Raw genomic sequence first — 18,979 nt, forward strand, 5'->3', positions numbered from 1 at the left:
GTGTTTGGGTCGTGAGTGTCGAAAAAATTTGGCTTAAAGCTGGTGTACTGGCGGTCGTTGTGATCGGAGTAATTGTGTATTGGTTTTCTCCCAAGCCAATTGTGTCTGATACGGAAGATACGTGGATTAGCATGTTTCTCGCGCGAAATGCGGATGAAACGGAGGGGCTCTACAAATTCGTTGAGAATTTTGATGAGCAGGCGATTTTGGATGTGCTGCACAAGGCCAAACAGCGCCAGACCTTGTACAACTACCAGATGAACCTAAGTCATCAAGTGGATATTGATTTGATTATATCGGTGCATGAAAAGGAGAAAAGTTACGAGGTACACCTTGGAAGCGAAAGTTTTGTCTTTTATTCGGGCGGCGATTTCAAGCATTGGGTACTCGATCAAGAACAAGTGCTACGCGATGTCGCGACCTTGATTGATCCGGAAGAGTTGAAGGGGACAGTGCTGGAGCAGAAATAAAAAAGGGTGTGGACTGATAGTCCACACCCTTTTCCTGTCTTTAGTTTTTCGGTGCTTTCTTGACCAGCGATGCCATGTTGCTGGTGTACCATACATTCTGGCGAACGATCAGGTCGTCAGCCGCAAACAGACGTTTCTGCACCATCTGCAAGCGGAAGCCGTTGTCACGGACGTTGACGTAGGTGCTGGTGTTGTACGAGCCGTAAGGGTAGGCGAAGAACAATTCCTTCGCGCCTAGTACCGAGCGCAGCGACTCGTAAGCACGTTCCAGCTCGCGGTTGAATTCCGGGCCGCTGACCGTAGTACAGTCGATGTGATCGATGTTGTGGCTGTACACCTTCACATAGCCGCTTTCCTCCATTTCCTTGGCCTGTGCGGAGGTGAAGTAGTTGCCCTGCTCGTTTTCCATCTCGCGCACGATGGTGAAGATGGAAGCCGGAGCCTTCTCTTCAACCAGAACCGGATAGGCGAGGGTGTAGTTATTCATATAACCGTCGTCGATCGTGATGATAAAGTATTTTTTACCCTTTTCGGTCTTGCCCTCGTAGTAATCTTCGAGCGAGATCAGCTCGTAGCCTAGTGCGCGCATATCGCGAATGTCGCAGCGCAGCTTCCATGGGGATGTGTACAGATCGGGCTGTGCAGCGAGCAGGTTGGGGTCTTCGGTGAAGGCGTGATACATATAGACGATGGTGTTGCCCTGTTTTTCAAAATAAGGACGTTCGGGGTTGAGCTCGACGCGCTTTTGCGCACCGTTGTAGACCACCGACCAGTCAAACGCACGGCCGAGGTCGCGCAGTTTGAAGTAGTTATAGCCCGAGATGCTGTATCCCTGAATATCGGTTTTCTGGCCGTTGATATAGACCGTTTGCAGGGTCGGACGGGCGTAGGCCTTGGATGCAGTCTCGACCGGGTTGCTCTCGACCGATGCATCGTAAGATTCACCCGAAGTCAGGGAGATGGAAGAGGTGTCCGGATCGTACACGAGCGAGCAGCCGGTGACACGGGCGAAATCGCGGGCGCGGACGTAATTATTTCCGTTTACATCGTAGGAAGAAAGGTCGGATTTTTGGTTATAAACGTAGATGTTTTGATTGGAACGGGTAGCGGTCAGTGCAGAAGCCGAAGAGACTGTCAGGATGGCTGCACAGACCAGTGCAAGGGGACGGGAAAGACGCAAAACAGTTCATACCTCCTGAAAATGCAACAAAAAAGACGGTTTCCACAAGAAAACCGTCTGTATTTTTGTCTAAAATACACTTGACTATACCTTGGAAAATATGGTATAATAAATCGCTTATCGAAATGAAGATAAATTTTCCGATAACCATCTTCATAATAGCACGCTTTTCAAAAGAGCGCAAGAGTTATTGAGAAAAAATAGCCACGCCTCCGGGCGTATGAAGTCCACGGAAATTCAGAAACGGAGTGATGGGTTCAACATGATGGTGAAAGACGTACAGCACGGCAAGACCACAAGAAAGAGCTTCGCGCGCATCGAGGAAATCCTCGAGATGCCCAACCTGATCGAAATCCAGAAGAAGTCCTATGAGTGGTTCCTGGCCACCGGCCTGCGCGAGGTCTTTGAGGACGTCTCTGCGATCACCGACTACACCGGCAACCTCGAACTGACCTTCCTTGATTACTCGCTCGACGAGCCGAAGTACAGCATCGAGGAATGCAAGGCAAGAGACGCAACGTATGCATGCCCGCTCAAGGTGCGCGTTCGTCTGCGCAACAAGGAGACCGGCGAGATCAAGGAGCAGGAGATTTTCATGGGCGAGTTCCCGCGCATGACCCAGTCTGGCACCTTCATCTTCAACGGCGCGGAGCGCGCAATCGTTTCGCAGATCGTTCGTTCTCCCGGCGTATACTACGGCCGTGAGCTCGACAAGACCGACAAGGCAATCCTGTCGGCAACGGTTATCCCGTACCGCGGCGCTTGGCTCGAGTACGAGACCGATATGAACGACGTATTCTACGTTCGTATCGATAAAAACCGTAAGATTCCGATTACCTCGCTCATCCGTGCGCTGGGCGTCAAGACCGACGCCGAGATCCTCGAGATGTTCGGCGAGGACGAGCGCATCCTGGCAACCCTCGAGCGCGATCCGTCCAAGACCGCTGAGGAAGCACTGATCGAGATCTACAAGAAGATGCGTCCGGGCGAGCCGCCCTCTGTTGAGTCGGCTACCAGCCTGATGGATGCCATGTTCTTCGACACCCGCCGCTACGACATTTCTGCGGTTGGTCGTTACAAGTATAATAAGAAGCTGAATATCGCACGCCGTCTGGTTGGCCGCAAGCTGCTGACCCCGGCTGTTGATCCGATGACCGGCGAGATTCTGGCAGAGGAAGGCACCATCCTGACCCGTGAGCAGGCGGTCAACGTTGCTGCACGCGGCGTAAACTCTGTCATTCTGGAGTCCTCCGACGGCCGTCCGGTACATGTATTCGGCAACGGTATGGTTGATGTCAACGACTTCAGCGATTACCTCGGCGGTATGACGGCTGACGATCTGGGCATCAAGGAGAAGGTTCGCTTCACCGTCCTCAAGGAGATCATCGATTCCGGCGTGACCGGCGACGAGCTCCGCCAGACGGTCGAGACCCGCATCCACGACCTCATCCCCAAGACCATCATCGTCGACGACATTCTGGCAACCATCTGTTACCTGCTCAACATCGGCAACGGTGTAGGCGTGACCGACGACATCGACCATCTGGGCAACCGTCGTCTGCGCTGCGTTGGTGAGCTGCTGCAGAACCAGGTTCGCATCGGCTTCTCCCGTATGGAGCGCGTTATCCGCGAGCGCATGACCATCCAGGATATGGATACCGTCACCCCGCAGTCGCTGATCAACATCCGTCCTGTGACCGCAGCAATCAAGGAGTTCTTCGGTTCTTCTCCGCTGTCGCAGTTCATGGATCAGAACAACCCCCTCGCAGAGCTGACGCACAAGCGCCGTCTGTCCGCACTGGGCCCCGGCGGTCTGTCGCGTGACCGCGCATCGATGGAAGTTCGAGACGTACATTACAGCCACTACGGCCGTATGTGCCCGATCGAGACCCCTGAAGGTCCGAACATCGGTCTGATCTCGTACCTGGCAACCTATGCGCGCATCAACGACTTCGGCTTTATCGAAGCACCCTATCGCATCATCGACAAGGCAACCGGCCGCGTCACCGACGAGGTTCGCTACATGACCGCTGACGTCGAGGATGAGTTCATCGTATGTCAGGCATACGAGCCGCTCGACGAGAACGGCTGCCTGAAGAACGAGCGTATCACCTGCCGTATGCGCGACGAGATCATCGAGGTTGACCGCAAGGATGTAGACCTCATGGACGTATCGCCCCGCATGATGGTATCGGTCGCAACCGCATTCATCCCCTTCCTGGAGCACGATGACGCAAACCGTGCACTGATGGGCGCGAACATGCAGCGTCAGGCTGTGCCGCTGCTCAAGACCGAGGCTCCGGTTGTTGCAACCGGTATGGAGTACAAGGCAGCAGTTGACTCGGGTATCATCCCGCTGGCCGAGGGCGACGGTGTCGTTACCCGTTCGACCGCTCGCGAAGTTGCTGTCCGCTACGACAACGGTGAGGAGAAGTCCTACCACCTGACCAAGTTCCTGCGCTCCAACCAGTCGACCTGCATCAACATGCGTCCGATCGTTGATCTGGGTGAGCGTGTCAAGAAGGGCGACGTTCTGGCTGACGGTCCTTCGACCGATAAGGGCGAGATCGCACTCGGTAAGAATGCACTGATCGGCTTTATGACCTGGGAAGGTTACAACTACGAGGACGCCGTTCTGCTGAACGAGCGTCTGGTACGTGATGACGTTTACACCTCGATTCACATTGAGGAATACGAGTCCGAAGCTCGCGATACCAAGCTCGGACCGGAAGAGATCACCCGTGACGTGCCCAACGTCGGTGAGGACGCACTGCGCGACCTCGACGAGCGCGGCATCATCCGCGTCGGTGCGGAAGTTCACGCTGGTGATATCCTGGTCGGTAAGGTTACCCCGAAGGGTGAGACCGAGCTGACCGCCGAGGAGCGCCTGCTGCGCGCAATCTTCGGTGAAAAGGCACGTGAGGTTCGCGATACCTCGCTGCGTGCACCGCACGGTGAGTCCGGTATCGTCGTTGACGTTAAGGTATTCACCCGTGAAAACGGCGATGAGCTGGCACCTGGTGTCAACATGGTTGTCCGCTGCTACATCGCTCAGAAGCGTAAGATCTCGGTCGGCGATAAGATGGCAGGCCGACATGGTAACAAGGGTGTTATCTCGCGCATCCTGCCTCAGGAGGATATGCCCTTCCTGGCAGACGGCACCCCGCTTGACATCGTCCTGAACCCCCTGGGCGTACCTTCGCGTATGAACATCGGTCAGGTACTTGAGGTGCATCTGGGCTTTGCAGCTAAGAAGCTGGGCTGGAAGGTCGAGACCCCGGTATTCGACAGCGCAACCCTGGAAGACATTCAGGAAATGCTGGTCAAGGCTGGCTACGATGCAGACGGCAAGAGCTGGCTGTACGACGGCCGTACCGGTGAGCGCTTTGACAACCGCGTTACCGTTGGTTATATGTATTACCTCAAGCTGCACCATCTGGTTGATGATAAGATCCACGCACGTTCGACCGGTCCGTACTCGCTCGTTACCCAGCAGCCTCTGGGTGGTAAGGCACAGTTCGGCGGCCAGCGTTTCGGTGAGATGGAAGTTTGGGCGCTCGAAGCATACGGCGCCGCTTACACCCTGCAGGAGATCCTGACCGTTAAGTCGGACGATATCACCGGCCGTGTCAAGACCTACGAGGCAATCGTCAAGGGTCACAACGTTCCGCAGCCGGGTGTACCGGAGTCCTTCAAGGTTCTGGTTAAGGAGCTGCAGTCGCTGTGCCTGGATATCAAGGTACTCGACGAGAACATGGAAGTCATCGAGCTGTCCGAGGACGAGGACGACGAGGTAGATTTCGGCCGTCCGATGGCTGAGGTTCCGGCAAGCGGTTCGGATGAGGAGTTCGCAGCAGCGGGCTTTGCCATCAACGACGCGGAAGATGGAGACACCGATCTCGACGCATTCGACAGCGCAGCTGTAGAAGCCGGTGAAGACGATGATTTCGCCGGAGAAGACAACTACGGCGACGGCGATTTTGACGAATAACGCGGATACAGGAGGAGCTTTCTAAATTATGGGATATAACACGTTCAATGCCATTAAAATCGGTCTGGCTTCGCCCGAGCTGATCCGTGAGTGGTCTTACGGCGAGGTCAAGAAGCCCGAGACCATCAACTACCGCACCCTGAAGCCCGAGCGCGACGGCCTGTTCTGCGAGCGCATCTTTGGACCGACCAAGGACTGGGAATGCCACTGTGGTAAGTACAAGAAGGTACGCTACAAGGGCAAGATCTGTGATAAGTGCGGCGTTGAGGTCACCCGTGCCAAGGTGCGCCGTGAGCGCATGGGCCATATCGAGCTGGCAGCGCCCGTTTCCCACATCTGGTATTTCAAGGGCATCCCCTCCCGCATGGGTCTGATTCTGGACATCAGCCCGCGCATCCTGGAGAAGGTGCTGTACTTTGCAAACTATATCGTTACCGATCCCGGTGACACCCCGCTCATGCTCAAGCAGATCCTGACCGAGACCGAGTACCGCGACATGCGCGAAAAGTACGACGAGGATTTTGAGGCAATGATGGGTGCTGAGGCCATCAAGAAGCTGCTGCAGCAGCTGGATCTTGAGAAGCTGTCCGTGGAGCTGCGCAATGAGCTCCGCGACGCTTCCGGCCAGAAGCGCATGCGCATCATCAAGCGCCTGGAGGTTGTTGAATCCTTCCGCCTGTCGGGCAACAAGCCCGAGTGGATGATTATGGACGTTGTTCCGGTCATCCCGCCGGAAATCCGTCCGATGGTACAGCTGGACGGCGGCCGCTTTGCGACCTCCGACTTAAACGACCTGTACCGCCGTGTCATCAACCGTAACAACCGTCTGAAGCGCCTGCTCGAGCTGGGTGCGCCCGACATCATCGTGCGCAACGAGAAGCGTATGCTGCAGGAAGCAGTTGACGCTCTGATCGATAACGGCCGCCGCGGCCGCCCGGTTACCGGCCCGAACAACCGCGCCCTCAAGTCGCTGTCCGACATGCTGAAGGGTAAGCAGGGTCGTTTCCGTCAGAACCTGCTCGGTAAGCGCGTTGACTATTCTGGCCGTTCGGTTATCGTCGTCGGCCCGGATCTGAAGATCTGGCAGTGCGGTCTGCCGAAGGAAATGGCGCTCGAGCTGTTTAAGCCGTTCGTCATGAAGCGTCTGGTCAAGGACGGTCTGGCATCCAACATCAAGTCGGCTAAGAAGATGGTCGAGCGCGCAAAGACCGAGGTCTGGGACGTTCTCGAGGACGTCATCAAGGGCCATCCGGTTATGCTGAACCGTGCACCGACCCTGCACCGTCTGGGTATCCAGGCATTCGAGCCCAAGCTCGTCGAGGGTCGTGCAATCCGTCTGCATCCGCTGGTATGTACCGCATTTAACGCGGACTTCGACGGCGACCAGATGGCAGTTCACGTACCGCTGTCCGCTGAGGCACAGGCCGAGGCACGTCTGCTCATGCTGTCGGCAAACAACCTGTTAAAGCCGCAGGACGGCAAGCCGGTTACCGTTCCGTCGCAGGATATGGTCCTCGGTTCTTACTACCTGACCATCGACAAGGCGGACGAGCCGGGCGCAGGCAAGATCTTCGCATCGCCCGACGAGGCTATGCTGGCATACGACGACGGCGTCGTTGGCATCCATGCACCGATCAAGGTTCGTATGACCCGCGTCATCGGCGGTCAGACCGTCTCCCGTGTGGTTGACGCAACCGTTGGCCGTCTGATCTTTAACGCACGCATCCCGCAGGATCTGGGCTTCGTCGAGAGAAACGACGAGAATCTGCTCGATCTCGAGATCATGTTTACCTGCGGTAAGAAGGAGCTCGGTAAGATCATCGACCGCTGCATCCGTGTACACGACTTCAACAAGACCGCTGAGGTTCTGGACTCCATCAAGGCAATGGGCTACAAGTACTCGACCAAGGGTGCACTGACCGTAGCCGTCGCCGACATGCTGGTTCCGGACGAGAAGCAGCTGATGGTTCAGGAGTCCGAGAAGAAGGTTGCACAGATCGACCGCAAGTACAAGCGCGGTTTCATCACCGACGATGAGAGATACCGTCTGGTTGTACACGAGTGGGAAGAGACCACCAAGAAGGTTGCTGCAAAGCTTCAGGACAACATGAAGAAGGAGCGCTATAACCCCATTCACATGATGGCAGAGTCTGGTGCGCGTGGTTCGATCAACCAGATTCGTCAGCTGGCAGGTATGCGCGGTCTGATGGCATCTACCTCCGGTAAGACCATCGAGATCCCGATTAAGTCGAACTTCCGTGAGGGCCTGTCCGTACTCGAGTACTTCATCTCTGCACGAGGCGCTCGAAAGGGTATGGCCGATACCGCACTGCGTACCGCAGACTCCGGTTACCTGACCCGTCGACTGGTTGACGTTTCGCAGGATGTCATCATCCGTGAGGACGACTGCGGTGCAACCAAGGGTATCTGGGTTGAGGATATTAAGGAAGGCAACCAGACCATTGAGCCGTTCCACGAGCGTCTCATCGGTCGTTATCTGGTTGACGACCTGTACGACAACGACGGCAATCTGGTCATCTCCAAGGATCACATGATGACCGAGGCTGACGCTGACAAGATCATTGCAATGGGCATCACCCGCATTCAAATTCGTTCGGTTCTGGAGTGCCGCGCACGCAAGGGCGTCTGCACCCACTGCTACGGCATGAACCTGGCATCCGGCGATCCGTGCGGCCTGGGCGAGGCAGTCGGTATCATCGCTGCACAGTCCATCGGTGAGCCCGGTACCCAGCTGACCATGCGTACCTTCCATACCGGTGGTGTCGCAGGTTCGGATATTACCCAGGGTCTTCCCCGAGTCGAGGAGCTGTTCGAGGCACGCAAGCCCAAGAAGGTTGCAACGCTGGCAGAGATCTCCGGTCGTGTCAACATCGAGGAGTCCAAGCGCACCACGCTCAAGACGGTCAACATCGTCAACACCGAGAACGGCGACACCCGTTCTTATCAGCTGGCTTCTTCCTCCGGCATCCGTGTCGAGGATGGTCAGTACGTCGAGCAGGGTGAGCAGCTCAACGACGGCGCACTCAGCCCGCACGACATCCTGCGCGTACGCGATCCGCGTGCCGTTCATGACTACCTGATCAAGGAAGTCCAGAAAGTTTACCGTCAGCAGGGCGTAGACATCAACGATAAGCACATTGAGGTTATCGTTCGTCAGATGATGCGCAAGGTTAAGGTTGAGGACGCAGGCGACGCAAAGGTACTGCCTGGTTCTGTCATCGACCTGCTCGAGTTCGAGGATTACAACAATGAGGTACAGGCACGCATCGACGCTGGCGAGACCGATCTCAAGCTGGCAACCTGCAGCCCGACCCTCATGGGTATCACCAAGGCATCGCTGGCAACCGAATCCTTCCTGTCTGCCGCTTCCTTCCAGGAGACCACTCGTGTCCTGACCGAGGCTGCGATCAAGGGTAAGGTTGACCCGCTGCTCGGCCTGAAGGAGAACGTTATTATCGGTAAGCTGATCCCGGCTGGTTCCGGTATGAGCGAGTACTGCGAAGGCCACTACGAGCAGACCGTCAATCTCGACTGATTGACCTGCTTTCCATAAACGCAACAGCACAGCCCCGAAACCTAAGTTTCGGGGCTCTTTCTAAACTGACAGACAAACTGCATACTGTTTGCAAAACCCCTGTTTTTGTGTCGATCTCGGGTACAAACCCCGGAAACCGACCGCATTCGCCTGAAAAAACCTGAAAAATTCATGTATTTATCAGAGTGAAAAGGGAAAAATAGACAGGTCGGACGGTCTCTGGAGCGATTTTCTTGTGAAAAAAAGGGAATCGAGAAAAAATGCTTGACCTGGGGGCGTTTGGGGGGTATACTGTAGGAGTATGCGGTATAGGAGGTTAGAATATGCTTTCTGAATTATCGCAGGCGGCAAAAGTCGTCGGCGTAAAACAGTCAAAAAAGGCAATCCGCGAGGGAAACGCGCAGACCGTTTTTGTGGCTGATGACGCCGAACAGCGTGTGATCCGTCCGATCCGTGACTTGTGCTGCGAACTGGGTGTCGAGCTTTCCGAAGTTCCCACGATGGTTGAACTCGGAGATGCCGCCGGCATTGATGTCGGCGCTGCCGTTGTCACCCTGCTCAAATCTGCTAATTAAACAGGGCAGCCTGTTTAATATAGAATATCTTTGAAAGAAGGAGGAAATAGAATGCCTACTTTTAACCAGCTCGTTCGTAAGGGCCGTGAGACCGTTGTTGCAAAGTCTACCGCTCCTGCTCTCCAGGTTGGTCTGAACTCTCTGAAGAAGAAGACCACCGAGCAGTCTGCTCCGCAGAAGCGCGGTGTCTGCACCACCGTTAAGACCATGACCCCCAAGAAGCCGAACTCTGCACTGCGTAAGATCGCTCGTGTAAAGCTGACCAACGGTATGGAGGTATCTGCTTACATCCCCGGTATCGGTCACAACCTGCAGGAGCACTCTGTTGTAATGGTTCGCGGCGGCCGTGTAAAGGACCTGCCTGGCGTACGTTACCACATCATCCGCGGCACTCTGGATACCCAGGGCGTTGCAAACCGCAAGCAGGCTCGCTCCAAGTACGGCGCAAAGCGCCCGAAGGCTGGCAAGTAATCCGCATTTCGTTTCCGTATTGTTCGATAGATGACTGCGCGGCTTAAACCCCGCGCCCTCGTCCTCGGTCTCTACGAAAACCTGCCGGAAATTTGTCTGCATCAAAGTCTTTGAGAGCTTTTCACAGCTTCACAAAGCAACCGTTCGGTCTGCCCAAACCTTGAGCAGACCGGCCCACCGCTTTGTCCTGTTTTTCCGAGTGAAAACCCGGACAGGCGCAAAACGGCACGAAAAGAATGTGCCGAGTACCAATGAAATCATTTCTATATGAAGGAGGGAAGTAAAGTGCCAAGAAGAGGAAATGTTCCCAAGAGAGACGTTCTGCCCGATCCGATGTACAACTCCAAGCTCGTCACCAAGCTGGTAAACTCTATCATGCTCGACGGCAAGAAGGGTGTCGCGCAGAAGGTCGTTTATGGTGCTTTTGACATCGTTCGCGACAAGACCGGTCGTGAGCCGCTGGAGGTTTTTACCGAGGCGATGGAAAATATCATGCCGTCTCTGGAGGTTAAGGCTCGCCGTGTAGGCGGTGCTACCTACCAGGTTCCGATGGAAGTTCGCCCGGAGCGTCGTCAGACCCTGGGTCTGCGCTGGATCACCAAGTACTCCCGCGCACGCAGCGAGAAGACCATGCGCGAGCGTCTGGCTGGCGAGATCATGGACGCTTGCAACAATCTGGGCGGCTCTGTCAAGAAGCGTGAGGATACGCACAAGATGGCAGAGGCAAACAAGGCATTCGCTCACTACCGTTATTAATTAGCGGCAGGAATTTGAAAGGAGAGCCAATATGCCTAGAGAGTATTCGCTTGAAAAAACCAGAAATATCGGCATCATGGCGCACATCGATGCCGGTAAGACCACTACGACCGAGCGTATTCTGTACTACACCGGCGTAAACTACAAGATCGGCGATACCCATGACGGTACCGCTACCATGGACTGGATGGAGCAGGAGCAGGAGCGTGGTATTACCATTACCTCCGCTGCTACCACCTGTCACTGGAAGGATCACCGCATCAACATCATCGACACCCCGGGCCACGTTGACTTCACCGTTGAGGTACAGCGTTCCCTGCGCGTACTCGACGGTTCTGTTACCGTATTCTGCGCAAAGGGTGGCGTAGAGCCGCAGTCTGAGACCGTTTGGCATCAGGCTGACGAGTATCACGTTCCGCGTATGGCGTTCGTCAATAAGATGGACATCATGGGCGCTGACTTCTTCAATGTTGTTGACATGATGAAGGATCGCCTGAAGTGTAATGCGGTTCCGATTCAGCTGCCGATCGGCGCTGAGGACACCTTCAAGGGTGTTATCGACCTGATCACCATGCGCGCTGAGGTTTACTATGATGACCTCGGTAAGGACGTCCGCGATGAGGACATCCCGGCTGACATGATGGATCAGGCTCAGGAGTACCACGATGCTCTGCTCGAGGCAGTTGCTGAGCTCGACGAGGACCTCATGATGAAGTACCTCGAGGGCGAAGAGCTGACCATCCCGGAGATCAAGGCTGCTCTGCGTAAGGGCGTCTGCAACGTACAGATTATCCCTGTACTGTGCGGTACCGCTTACCGCAACAAGGGCGTTCAGCTGCTGCTCGACGCAGTCGTTGACTACATGCCCGCTCCGACCGACGTTCCTGCAATCAAGGGCGTTAACCCGGACACCGAGGAAGAGGACGAGCGTCCGTCTTCTGACGATGCTCCGTTCTCCGCTCTGGCGTTCAAGATCATGACCGACCCGTATGTAGGTCGTCTGACCTTCTTCCGCGTTTACTCCGGTACCATCGGTGCAGGTTCCTCTGTACTGAACGCTACCAAGGGTCAGCGCGAGCGCCTGGGTCGCATCCTGCAGATGCACGCTAACTCCCGTAAGGATATCGACATGGTTTACTCCGGCGATATCGCTGCGGCAGTAGGCTTTAAGAATACCACCACCGGTGATACCCTCTGCGACGAGAAGCACCCGATCATCCTGGAGTCCATGAACTTCCCGGAGCCGGTTATCCGCGTTGCAATCGAGCCCAAGACCAAGGCTGGTCAGGAGAAGATGGGTATCGCGCTGGCTAAGCTGGCAGAAGAAGATCCGACCTTCCGCACCTACACCGATGAGGAAACCGGTCAGACCATCATCGCTGGCATGGGCGAGCTGCACCTCGAGATCATCGTTGACCGTCTGCTTCGCGAGTTCAAGGTCGAGGCAAACGTAGGTGAGCCGCAGGTTGCTTACAAGGAGACCATCCGCCGCGACGCGAACGTCGATATGAAGTACGCTCGTCAGTCTGGTGGTAAGGGTCAGTATGGTCACGTCAAGATCATCGTTGAGCCGAACGAGTCCGGTAAGGGCTACGAGTTCATCAACAAGATCGTCGGCGGTGCCATCCCGAAGGAATATATCGAGCCTGTTAACCAGGGTATCCAGGGTGCTATGCAGGCAGGCGTTCTGGCCGGCTATCCGGTTGTTGACGTCAAGGTTACTCTGTACGATGGCTCCTTCCACGAAGTCGACTCCTCTGAAATGGCGTTTAAGATCGCTGGTTCTATGGCGTTCAAGGAAGCAATGCGCAAGGCTGATCCGGTTCTGATGGAGCCCATCATGCAGGTTGACGTAATGGTTCCTGAGGACTACATGGGCGACGTTATCGGCGGCCTGAATGCTCGCCGTGGTCAGATCCAGGGTATGGAGCCGCGCGGCGGCGTAGAAGCAATCTCCGCAGCAGTTCCGCTGTCTGAGATGTTCGGTTACGCAACCGCTCTGCGTTCGAGCACCCAGGGCCGTGGCCAGTACACCATGCAGCCGAGCCACTACACTGAGGTTCCGAAGTCCGTACAGGATAAAATTGTCGACGCACGCAATAAAAACGACAACTAATAGTTGATTTTTTTGCGAAAGTATTTTAGAATAGTCTTATCACTGGACTCTTATTCTAGATGATCGTTCTTTGCAATAAGAGCGATTCCAAAAACACACAAGGAGGCTTTCTCAAATGGCTAAGGAAAAATTTGAACGTAATAAGCCGCATCTTAACATTGGTACCATCGGTCACGTCGACCACGGTAAGACCACTCTGACTGCGGCAATCACCAAGGTTCTGGCAATGGCTGGCGATGCTGAGTATCAGGCATACGACGCAATCGACAAGGCTCCCGAGGAGAAGGAGCGCGGCATTACCATTAACACCGCTCACGTTGAGTATCAGACCGCTAAGCGTCACTACGCTCACGTTGACTGCCCGGGCCATGCTGACTACGTTAAGAACATGATCACCGGTGCTGCTCAGATGGACGGCGCTATCCTGGTTGTTTCCTCTGCTGACGGCCCGATGCCCCAGACCCGTGAGCACATCCTGCTCGCTCGTCAGGTAGGCGTTCCCTACATTGTTGTATTCATGAACAAGGTTGACCAGGTTGACGATCCCGAGCTGCTCGACCTCGTTGAGATGGAGATCCGTGAGCTGCTGTCCACCTACGAGTTCCCGGGCGACGACGTTCCGGTAATCCGTGGCTCCGCTCTGAACGTTCTGACCTGCGAGTCCAACGATCCCAACGCTCCCGAGTATGCTTGCATCCGTGAGCTGATGGACGCTGTTGACTCCTATATCCCGGATCCGGTTCGTAACGACGAGCTGCCCTTCCTGATGCCTGTCGAGGACGTATTCTCCATCACCGGTCGTGGTACCGTTGCTACCGGCCGTGTAGAGCGTGGTATCCTGAAGCTGTCCGAGGAAGTTGAGATCGTAGGCCTGATGGACGCTCCCCGCAAGACCGTTGTTACCGGTATCGAGATGTTCCGCAAGCTGCTCGACTACGCTGAGGCTGGCGACAACATCGGTGCTCTGCTCCGTGGTATCCAGAAGACCGATATCGAGCGTGGCCAGGTTCTGGCTAAGCCCGGCACCATTCATCCGCACACCAAGTTCAAGGGTCAGGTTTACGTTCTGAAGAAGGAAGAGGGCGGCCGTCATACTCCTTTCTTCAACAACTACCGTCCCCAGTTCTACTTCCGTACCACCGACGTAACCGGTGTTATCTCTCTGCCGGAAGGCACCGAGATGTGCATGCCTGGCGATAACGTCGAGATGGACGTTGAGCTGATCACCCCGATCGCTATCGAGGAAGGCCTGCGTTTCGCTATCCGTGAGGGTGGCCGTACCGTAGGTTCCGGCGTTGTTGTTAAGGTTAACGAGTAATTTTCGTTTCCTTGCCTCACAATGACAAGATACAAAGTCCCTGCCGAAAGGCAGGGGCTTTTTTTATCCTTTCACGCACTGCACCCAAGGCGCATAGGATGCGGTAAGGAGGTGCGGGCGCATGGGATTTTTTGCACAGTGCGCAGTGGGCATGCTGGCGGCAGCCGGCTTGATTTGCATTTTGAAAACAGTCTATGATATAATCTTTCATAGTACAGTGTGCGTGCGCGGCAAAGCTGAGCTGTATCTCTACCTCGATCCCGACAGCGCCGAGGCCGAACAGCTTTTGCGCCAGATCGATCAGGCCAAACGGACATTTCTGCCCGGTCTGACCGTCATCTGGGTGGATACCGGCACCACATGCGAGGATTTCTCCTGTTCCGGAACGCAGTCCGAACAGGATTGGAAAGGAAACCGACAACGTGCAGGAACAGCAAACAATTTATGGCACGGTCACACAGATCGTGTTTCAAAATACTGAAAACGGCTATGTCGTCTTGCGCCTGCTCGCCCGGGACGGCGAGGAGGTCACGGTGACAGGCATCATCCCCAATCTCGGACTGGGCGAGGAGCTGATCTGTAACGGCACCTGGATCACCCATCCTTCTTATGGCGAGCAGTTCCAGGCAAACAGCTTCGAGCGCCGCCTGCCCGAGTCCGCCCGTGGCGTGGCAGAGTATCTCGGCTCGGGACTCATCCGCGGCATCGGTCCCAAGCTCGCCATGCGTATCGCCGAGACCTTCGGCGCGGAGGCCTTCGACGTGCTGCAAAACGAACCCGAGCGCCTGACCGAGATTCGCGGCATCACCGCACGCAAGGCGCGGGATATCGGCAAACAGTTCACCGAGATGAGCGAAATGCGCCTGCTGATGGACTTTTTGACCGAAAACGGTTTGCCGGTCTCGCTCACGCCGTTGCTCTATAAGCGTCTGGGCGTGGCAGCAGTCGACGCACTGAGCGAAAACCCGTATATGCTGTGTGATGAATATTACGGCATCGAGTTTTATATGGCCGACCAGCTGGCCGCTCATCTGGATATTCCCAGACTGTCTCCCGAGCGGTGTGACGCAGGTATCCTGTATACCATGCGCTTTAACCTAGACAACGGACACACCTTTATTCCGGTAGAAAAGCTGGTCAAGGCGGCAGCCGACCTGCTGAGTGATGACGATGTCGTCATGGAGCCCGAGCGCGTCGAGGAGGGCATCATGCGGCTGGAGAGCAACGGCCAGCTTGTGCGTGAGTTCATCTGCAACCGTGACGCGGTCTATCTGCGCGTCATGCACGAGGCCGAGGACTATCTGGCGAACAGCCTGCGTGTGATGGCTGAGCGCGAATACCAGTACGACTTCGATCTCGAGGAGTTGCTGGCCTCGCTGGAAGCTGACTCCGACATTGACTATGCACCGCTCCAGCGCAAAGCCATCGTGGCAGCGGCAAAGTACGGCGTGACTATCCTGACTGGTGGCCCGGGTACCGGTAAGACGACCACTGTGCGCGGCATGCTGGACTTGTACGAGGCATTGGGCCTGACCGTCCTGCTTGCCGCACCGACCGGCCGTGCGGCCAAGCGCCTGAGCGAGCTGTGCGGCATGGAGGCCAAGACCATCCACCGCCTGCTCGAAGCCGGGTACGCCAACGGCGGCAGACTGGCGTTCCAGCGCTGCGCGACCAATCCGCTCGAATGCGACGTGGTCGTGCTCGACGAGGTATCCATGGTCGACGTGGTACTCATGCAGGCGCTCATCGAGGCCATGCCGCAGGGCGCACGTCTGGTACTGGTAGGCGACGCCGATCAGCTCCCGCCCGTCGGACCGGGTAACTTCCTGCGCGATCTGATCGGCTCGGGCTGCGTGCCGGTCATCGCGCTGACCGAAATTTTCCGTCAGGCACAGCAGAGCGATATCGTTATGAACGCGCACGCCATCAATCTCGGACAGATGCCCGCACCGTCGCGCAAGGACGGTGACTTTTTCGTGATGAAAAAGGACAATGCGGCCGATATCATGGCGACTGTGGTCTCGCTGTGCAAGGAACGCCTGCCGCGCTACTACGGATTGAACCCCAGTCAGATTCAGGTACTGTCCCCGGCCAGACGGCAGGGCGCAGGCACCATTCCGCTCAACCGCATGCTTCAGGAAGCCCTCAACCCACCTGCAACCAGTAAGCCGGAAAAGCGATTCGGTGACACCATCTTCCGCGAGGGTGACCGGGTCATGCAGGTGCGCAATAACTATGATATCGTGTGGGAAAGTCTGGACGGCTCGGAGACCGGTACGGGCATGTTTAACGGCGACGTGGGCGAGATCACGCAGATTTATCCGGCTCAGGAATGCCTGATCGTGCGCTTTGACGACAAATTTGCCACCTATACCTATGATATGCTGGGCGAACTCGAGCTTGCTTACGCCATGACCGTACATAAGGCGCAGGGCAGTGAGTTCGAGGCGGTGGTCGTGGCTGTGTCGAACGGCATGTCCCGGCGTCTGCTCACGCGCTCCATCTTGTATACCGCGATCACCCGCGCAAAGCGTCTGCTCGTGCTGGTGGGCAATGGGGACGCCATCGAGTATATGGTCAAGACCAACGCACGAAACAAGCGCTATTCGGCATTGCGCACCCGTCTGCGCATGATCGACCCCGAACAAGTATGAAGCTGTTTGACTTATTCTTCCCGCCGCGCTGTGTGCTCTGTCACACCGGACTGACCGGAAGCGGTCTTTTGTGCCCGTCGTGTGCACAGGAGGTGCGCGAGCGATACCGAAGCGAACAGGGCAAACCAGTCGAGGGCGCATCCGACAGCGCGGCCGCGCTCCTGTATCTGGACAAGGTGCGCCGTGTGCTCATCGACTGCAAGTACCACGACAAGCCAGCACTCGGCAAGTGGGGCGGTGGTCTGGTCGCGGCTTGCCTGCTGCGCAAACTGCCCGACTGGCAGCCCGATCTCATCACCTACGCGCCCACCACGCTCGGACACTGGTGGAAGCGCGGGTTTAATCTGGCACACGTGCTGGCAAAGCACGCCGCTGCGCGTAGCGGTCTGCCCTGTGTGCGTACCATGCGCCGGGCGTGGTTTGGCAAGTCCCAGCTGCGCATGAAGGATGCCGCGGCTCGCCGGCAAAATGCCAACCGCACCTATGCGCCCGTCCCAGGCTGTGACCTGACCGGTAAGCGCGTGGTGTTGGTCGATGACGTGCTGGCGACCGGTTCGACCGCCGCATCCTGCGTGGATATCCTGCGACAGATGGGTGCGTCCGAGGTGTTTTTCCTCTGCCTGGCACAAACGCCCACATCTGCAAAAAAGTGACGAAAAATGTAGGAAAACAGCCCGCAGAATCGTGAATAATTCGTGAAAATTTCGGTCGAGTCTTGCATTTGCCCAAAATGCAGTTATAATATAAATAGCTGAGAATATATTGCTTCAGAGGCCGGGCATTTGCCCGCAGAATGTGAAAAGGCTGGTTGTCACCGTATGATTTTTTCAAGCGATATTGGTATTGATTTGGGCACGGCTTCCGTGCTTGTTTATGTAAAGGGAAAGGGCGTCGTGTTAAACGAGCCCTCTGTTGTCGCGGTCGATAAGCAGACCGGCAAGATCCTGTCGGTCGGTGAGAGCGCGCAGAAAATGCTCGGACGTACCCCGGGCAATATTGTTGCCATCCGTCCCATGCGCGAGGGCGTTATCTCGGACTATGAGATGACCGAGCGCATGATCAAGGAGTTTATCCGCAAGGTCATGGGCTTCCGTCTGTTTAAGCCCAATGTTGTTATGTGCGTTCCGTCCATCATCACCGAGGTCGAGGAACGTGCGGTCATCGACGCAGGCACGCAGGCTGGTGCAAAGCGCGTGTTCCTGGTTGAGGAGCCGCTTGCGGCTGCCATCGGTGCGGGCATTGACATTGCCCAGCCCAACGGCAACATGATCGTCGACATCGGCGGCGGTACGACCGACATTGCGGTTATTTCGCTGGGCGGTATCGTTGAGTCCACGTCCATCAAGATTGCAGGCGATAAGTTTGACGAGGCCATCATCAAATTCATCCGCCGCAAGCACAATGTGCTCATCGGTGAGCGCACGGCAGAAGAGATCAAGATGCAGATCGGCTGTGTCTATCCGCGTCTCGAGGAGGTTTCCATGGAGATCAAGGGCCGCTGCCTGATGACCGGCCTGCCGCGCACCTTTACCGTCACCTCGACCGAGGTGCTCGAGGCATTCGAGGAGGTCACGACTTCCATCGTTGAGGCGGTACACACCGTACTCGAGCGCACGCCTCCCGAGCTGACCGGCGATATCTCGACCAACGGTATCGTTATGACCGGCGGCGGTTCGCTGATCTGGGGCTTTGACAAGCTCATTGCAGCCAAGACCGGCATCCCGACCCACGTGGCTGAGGAAGCCATCTCGTGCGTCGCTTACGGCACCGGTAAGTGCCTCGATCAGCTGGCATCCATGCAGGATGGCACCATGAATCTGTCCCGTCGCCGTCAGATGATGGGATGATTTTTACACAAATCAAGAATTTTTGACCGCTTTGTCACCCGAAAA

General features: G+C 56.1%; 13 protein-coding genes. 12 read left to right on the plus strand and 1 reads right to left on the minus strand.

Going from position 1 to position 18,979, the window contains the following annotated elements; translation table 11 throughout:
• Positions 1-11 precede the first annotated feature (11 nt).
• Positions 12-470 (plus strand): hypothetical protein, encoded by a 459-nt coding sequence (locus tag B5D52_RS02190; RefSeq protein ID WP_016147583.1) that lies wholly within the window; start codon positions 12-14, stop codon positions 468-470.
• 40 nt (positions 471-510) lie between these two features.
• Here the strand turns inward: B5D52_RS02190 and B5D52_RS02195 are convergent, their stop codons facing one another.
• Positions 511-1,650 carry a polysaccharide deacetylase family protein gene (locus B5D52_RS02195; protein ID WP_016147582.1) on the minus strand — a complete coding sequence of 380 codons (1,140 nt, stop codon included), beginning with the start codon at positions 1,648-1,650 and terminating at the stop codon, positions 511-513.
• A gap of 220 nt (positions 1,651-1,870) precedes the next feature.
• On the opposite strand from B5D52_RS02195, the gene rpoB reads away from it, so the two are divergent.
• The 11 genes from rpoB (at position 1,871) to mreB (ending at position 18,934) form a co-directional block, all read left to right on the plus strand.
• Positions 1,871-5,641, plus strand: a complete 3,771-nt coding sequence (gene rpoB / locus B5D52_RS02200) for a DNA-directed RNA polymerase subunit beta (RefSeq protein ID WP_016147581.1) — start codon at positions 1,871-1,873, stop codon at positions 5,639-5,641.
• 28 nt (positions 5,642-5,669) lie between these two features.
• Positions 5,670-9,197 (plus strand): DNA-directed RNA polymerase subunit beta', encoded by a 3,528-nt coding sequence (rpoC, locus tag B5D52_RS02205; RefSeq protein WP_016147580.1) that lies wholly within the window; start codon positions 5,670-5,672, stop codon positions 9,195-9,197.
• A 323-nt stretch (positions 9,198-9,520) separates the two neighbouring features.
• Positions 9,521-9,772, plus strand: a complete 252-nt coding sequence (locus tag B5D52_RS02210; protein WP_016147579.1) for a L7Ae/L30e/S12e/Gadd45 family ribosomal protein — start codon at positions 9,521-9,523, stop codon at positions 9,770-9,772.
• 51 nt (positions 9,773-9,823) lie between these two features.
• Positions 9,824-10,243 carry a 30S ribosomal protein S12 gene (rpsL, locus tag B5D52_RS02215; RefSeq protein WP_016147578.1) on the plus strand — a complete coding sequence of 140 codons (420 nt, stop codon included), beginning with the start codon at positions 9,824-9,826 and terminating at the stop codon, positions 10,241-10,243.
• A 285-nt stretch (positions 10,244-10,528) separates the two neighbouring features.
• Positions 10,529-10,999, plus strand: a complete 471-nt coding sequence (gene rpsG / locus B5D52_RS02220; protein ID WP_016147577.1) for a 30S ribosomal protein S7 — start codon at positions 10,529-10,531, stop codon at positions 10,997-10,999.
• 31 nt (positions 11,000-11,030) lie between these two features.
• Positions 11,031-13,115, plus strand: coding sequence for an elongation factor G (gene fusA, locus B5D52_RS02225; protein WP_016147576.1), 2,085 nt, complete (start codon positions 11,031-11,033; stop codon positions 13,113-13,115).
• 115 nt (positions 13,116-13,230) lie between these two features.
• On the plus strand, positions 13,231-14,433 hold the full coding sequence (tuf, locus tag B5D52_RS02230; protein WP_016147575.1) for an elongation factor Tu: 1,203 nt from the start codon (positions 13,231-13,233) through the stop codon (positions 14,431-14,433).
• Positions 14,434-14,554: 121 nt separating this feature from the next.
• Positions 14,555-14,914: a hypothetical protein gene (locus B5D52_RS02235; protein ID WP_016147574.1), complete on the plus strand. Its 360-nt coding sequence runs from the start codon at positions 14,555-14,557 to the stop codon at positions 14,912-14,914.
• Positions 14,856-17,087, plus strand: coding sequence for an SF1B family DNA helicase RecD2 (recD2, locus tag B5D52_RS02240; RefSeq protein ID WP_016147573.1), 2,232 nt, complete (start codon positions 14,856-14,858; stop codon positions 17,085-17,087). Before B5D52_RS02235 ends, recD2 begins: the two co-directional genes overlap by 59 nt.
• Entirely contained in the window at positions 17,084-17,740 is a 657-nt protein-coding gene (locus tag B5D52_RS02245) for a ComF family protein (RefSeq protein ID WP_016147572.1), read from the plus strand. The genes recD2 and B5D52_RS02245 overlap by 4 nt, the downstream gene beginning before the upstream one ends.
• A 165-nt stretch (positions 17,741-17,905) precedes the next feature.
• Positions 17,906-18,934, plus strand: a complete 1,029-nt coding sequence (mreB, locus tag B5D52_RS02250; protein ID WP_040332527.1) for a rod shape-determining protein — start codon at positions 17,906-17,908, stop codon at positions 18,932-18,934.
• Positions 18,935-18,979 lie beyond the last annotated feature (45 nt).

This window comes from Butyricicoccus pullicaecorum DSM 23266, from assembly GCF_900167005.1.
In the GTDB taxonomy this organism is placed as follows: Bacteria; Bacillota; Clostridia; order Oscillospirales; family Butyricicoccaceae; genus Butyricicoccus; species Butyricicoccus pullicaecorum.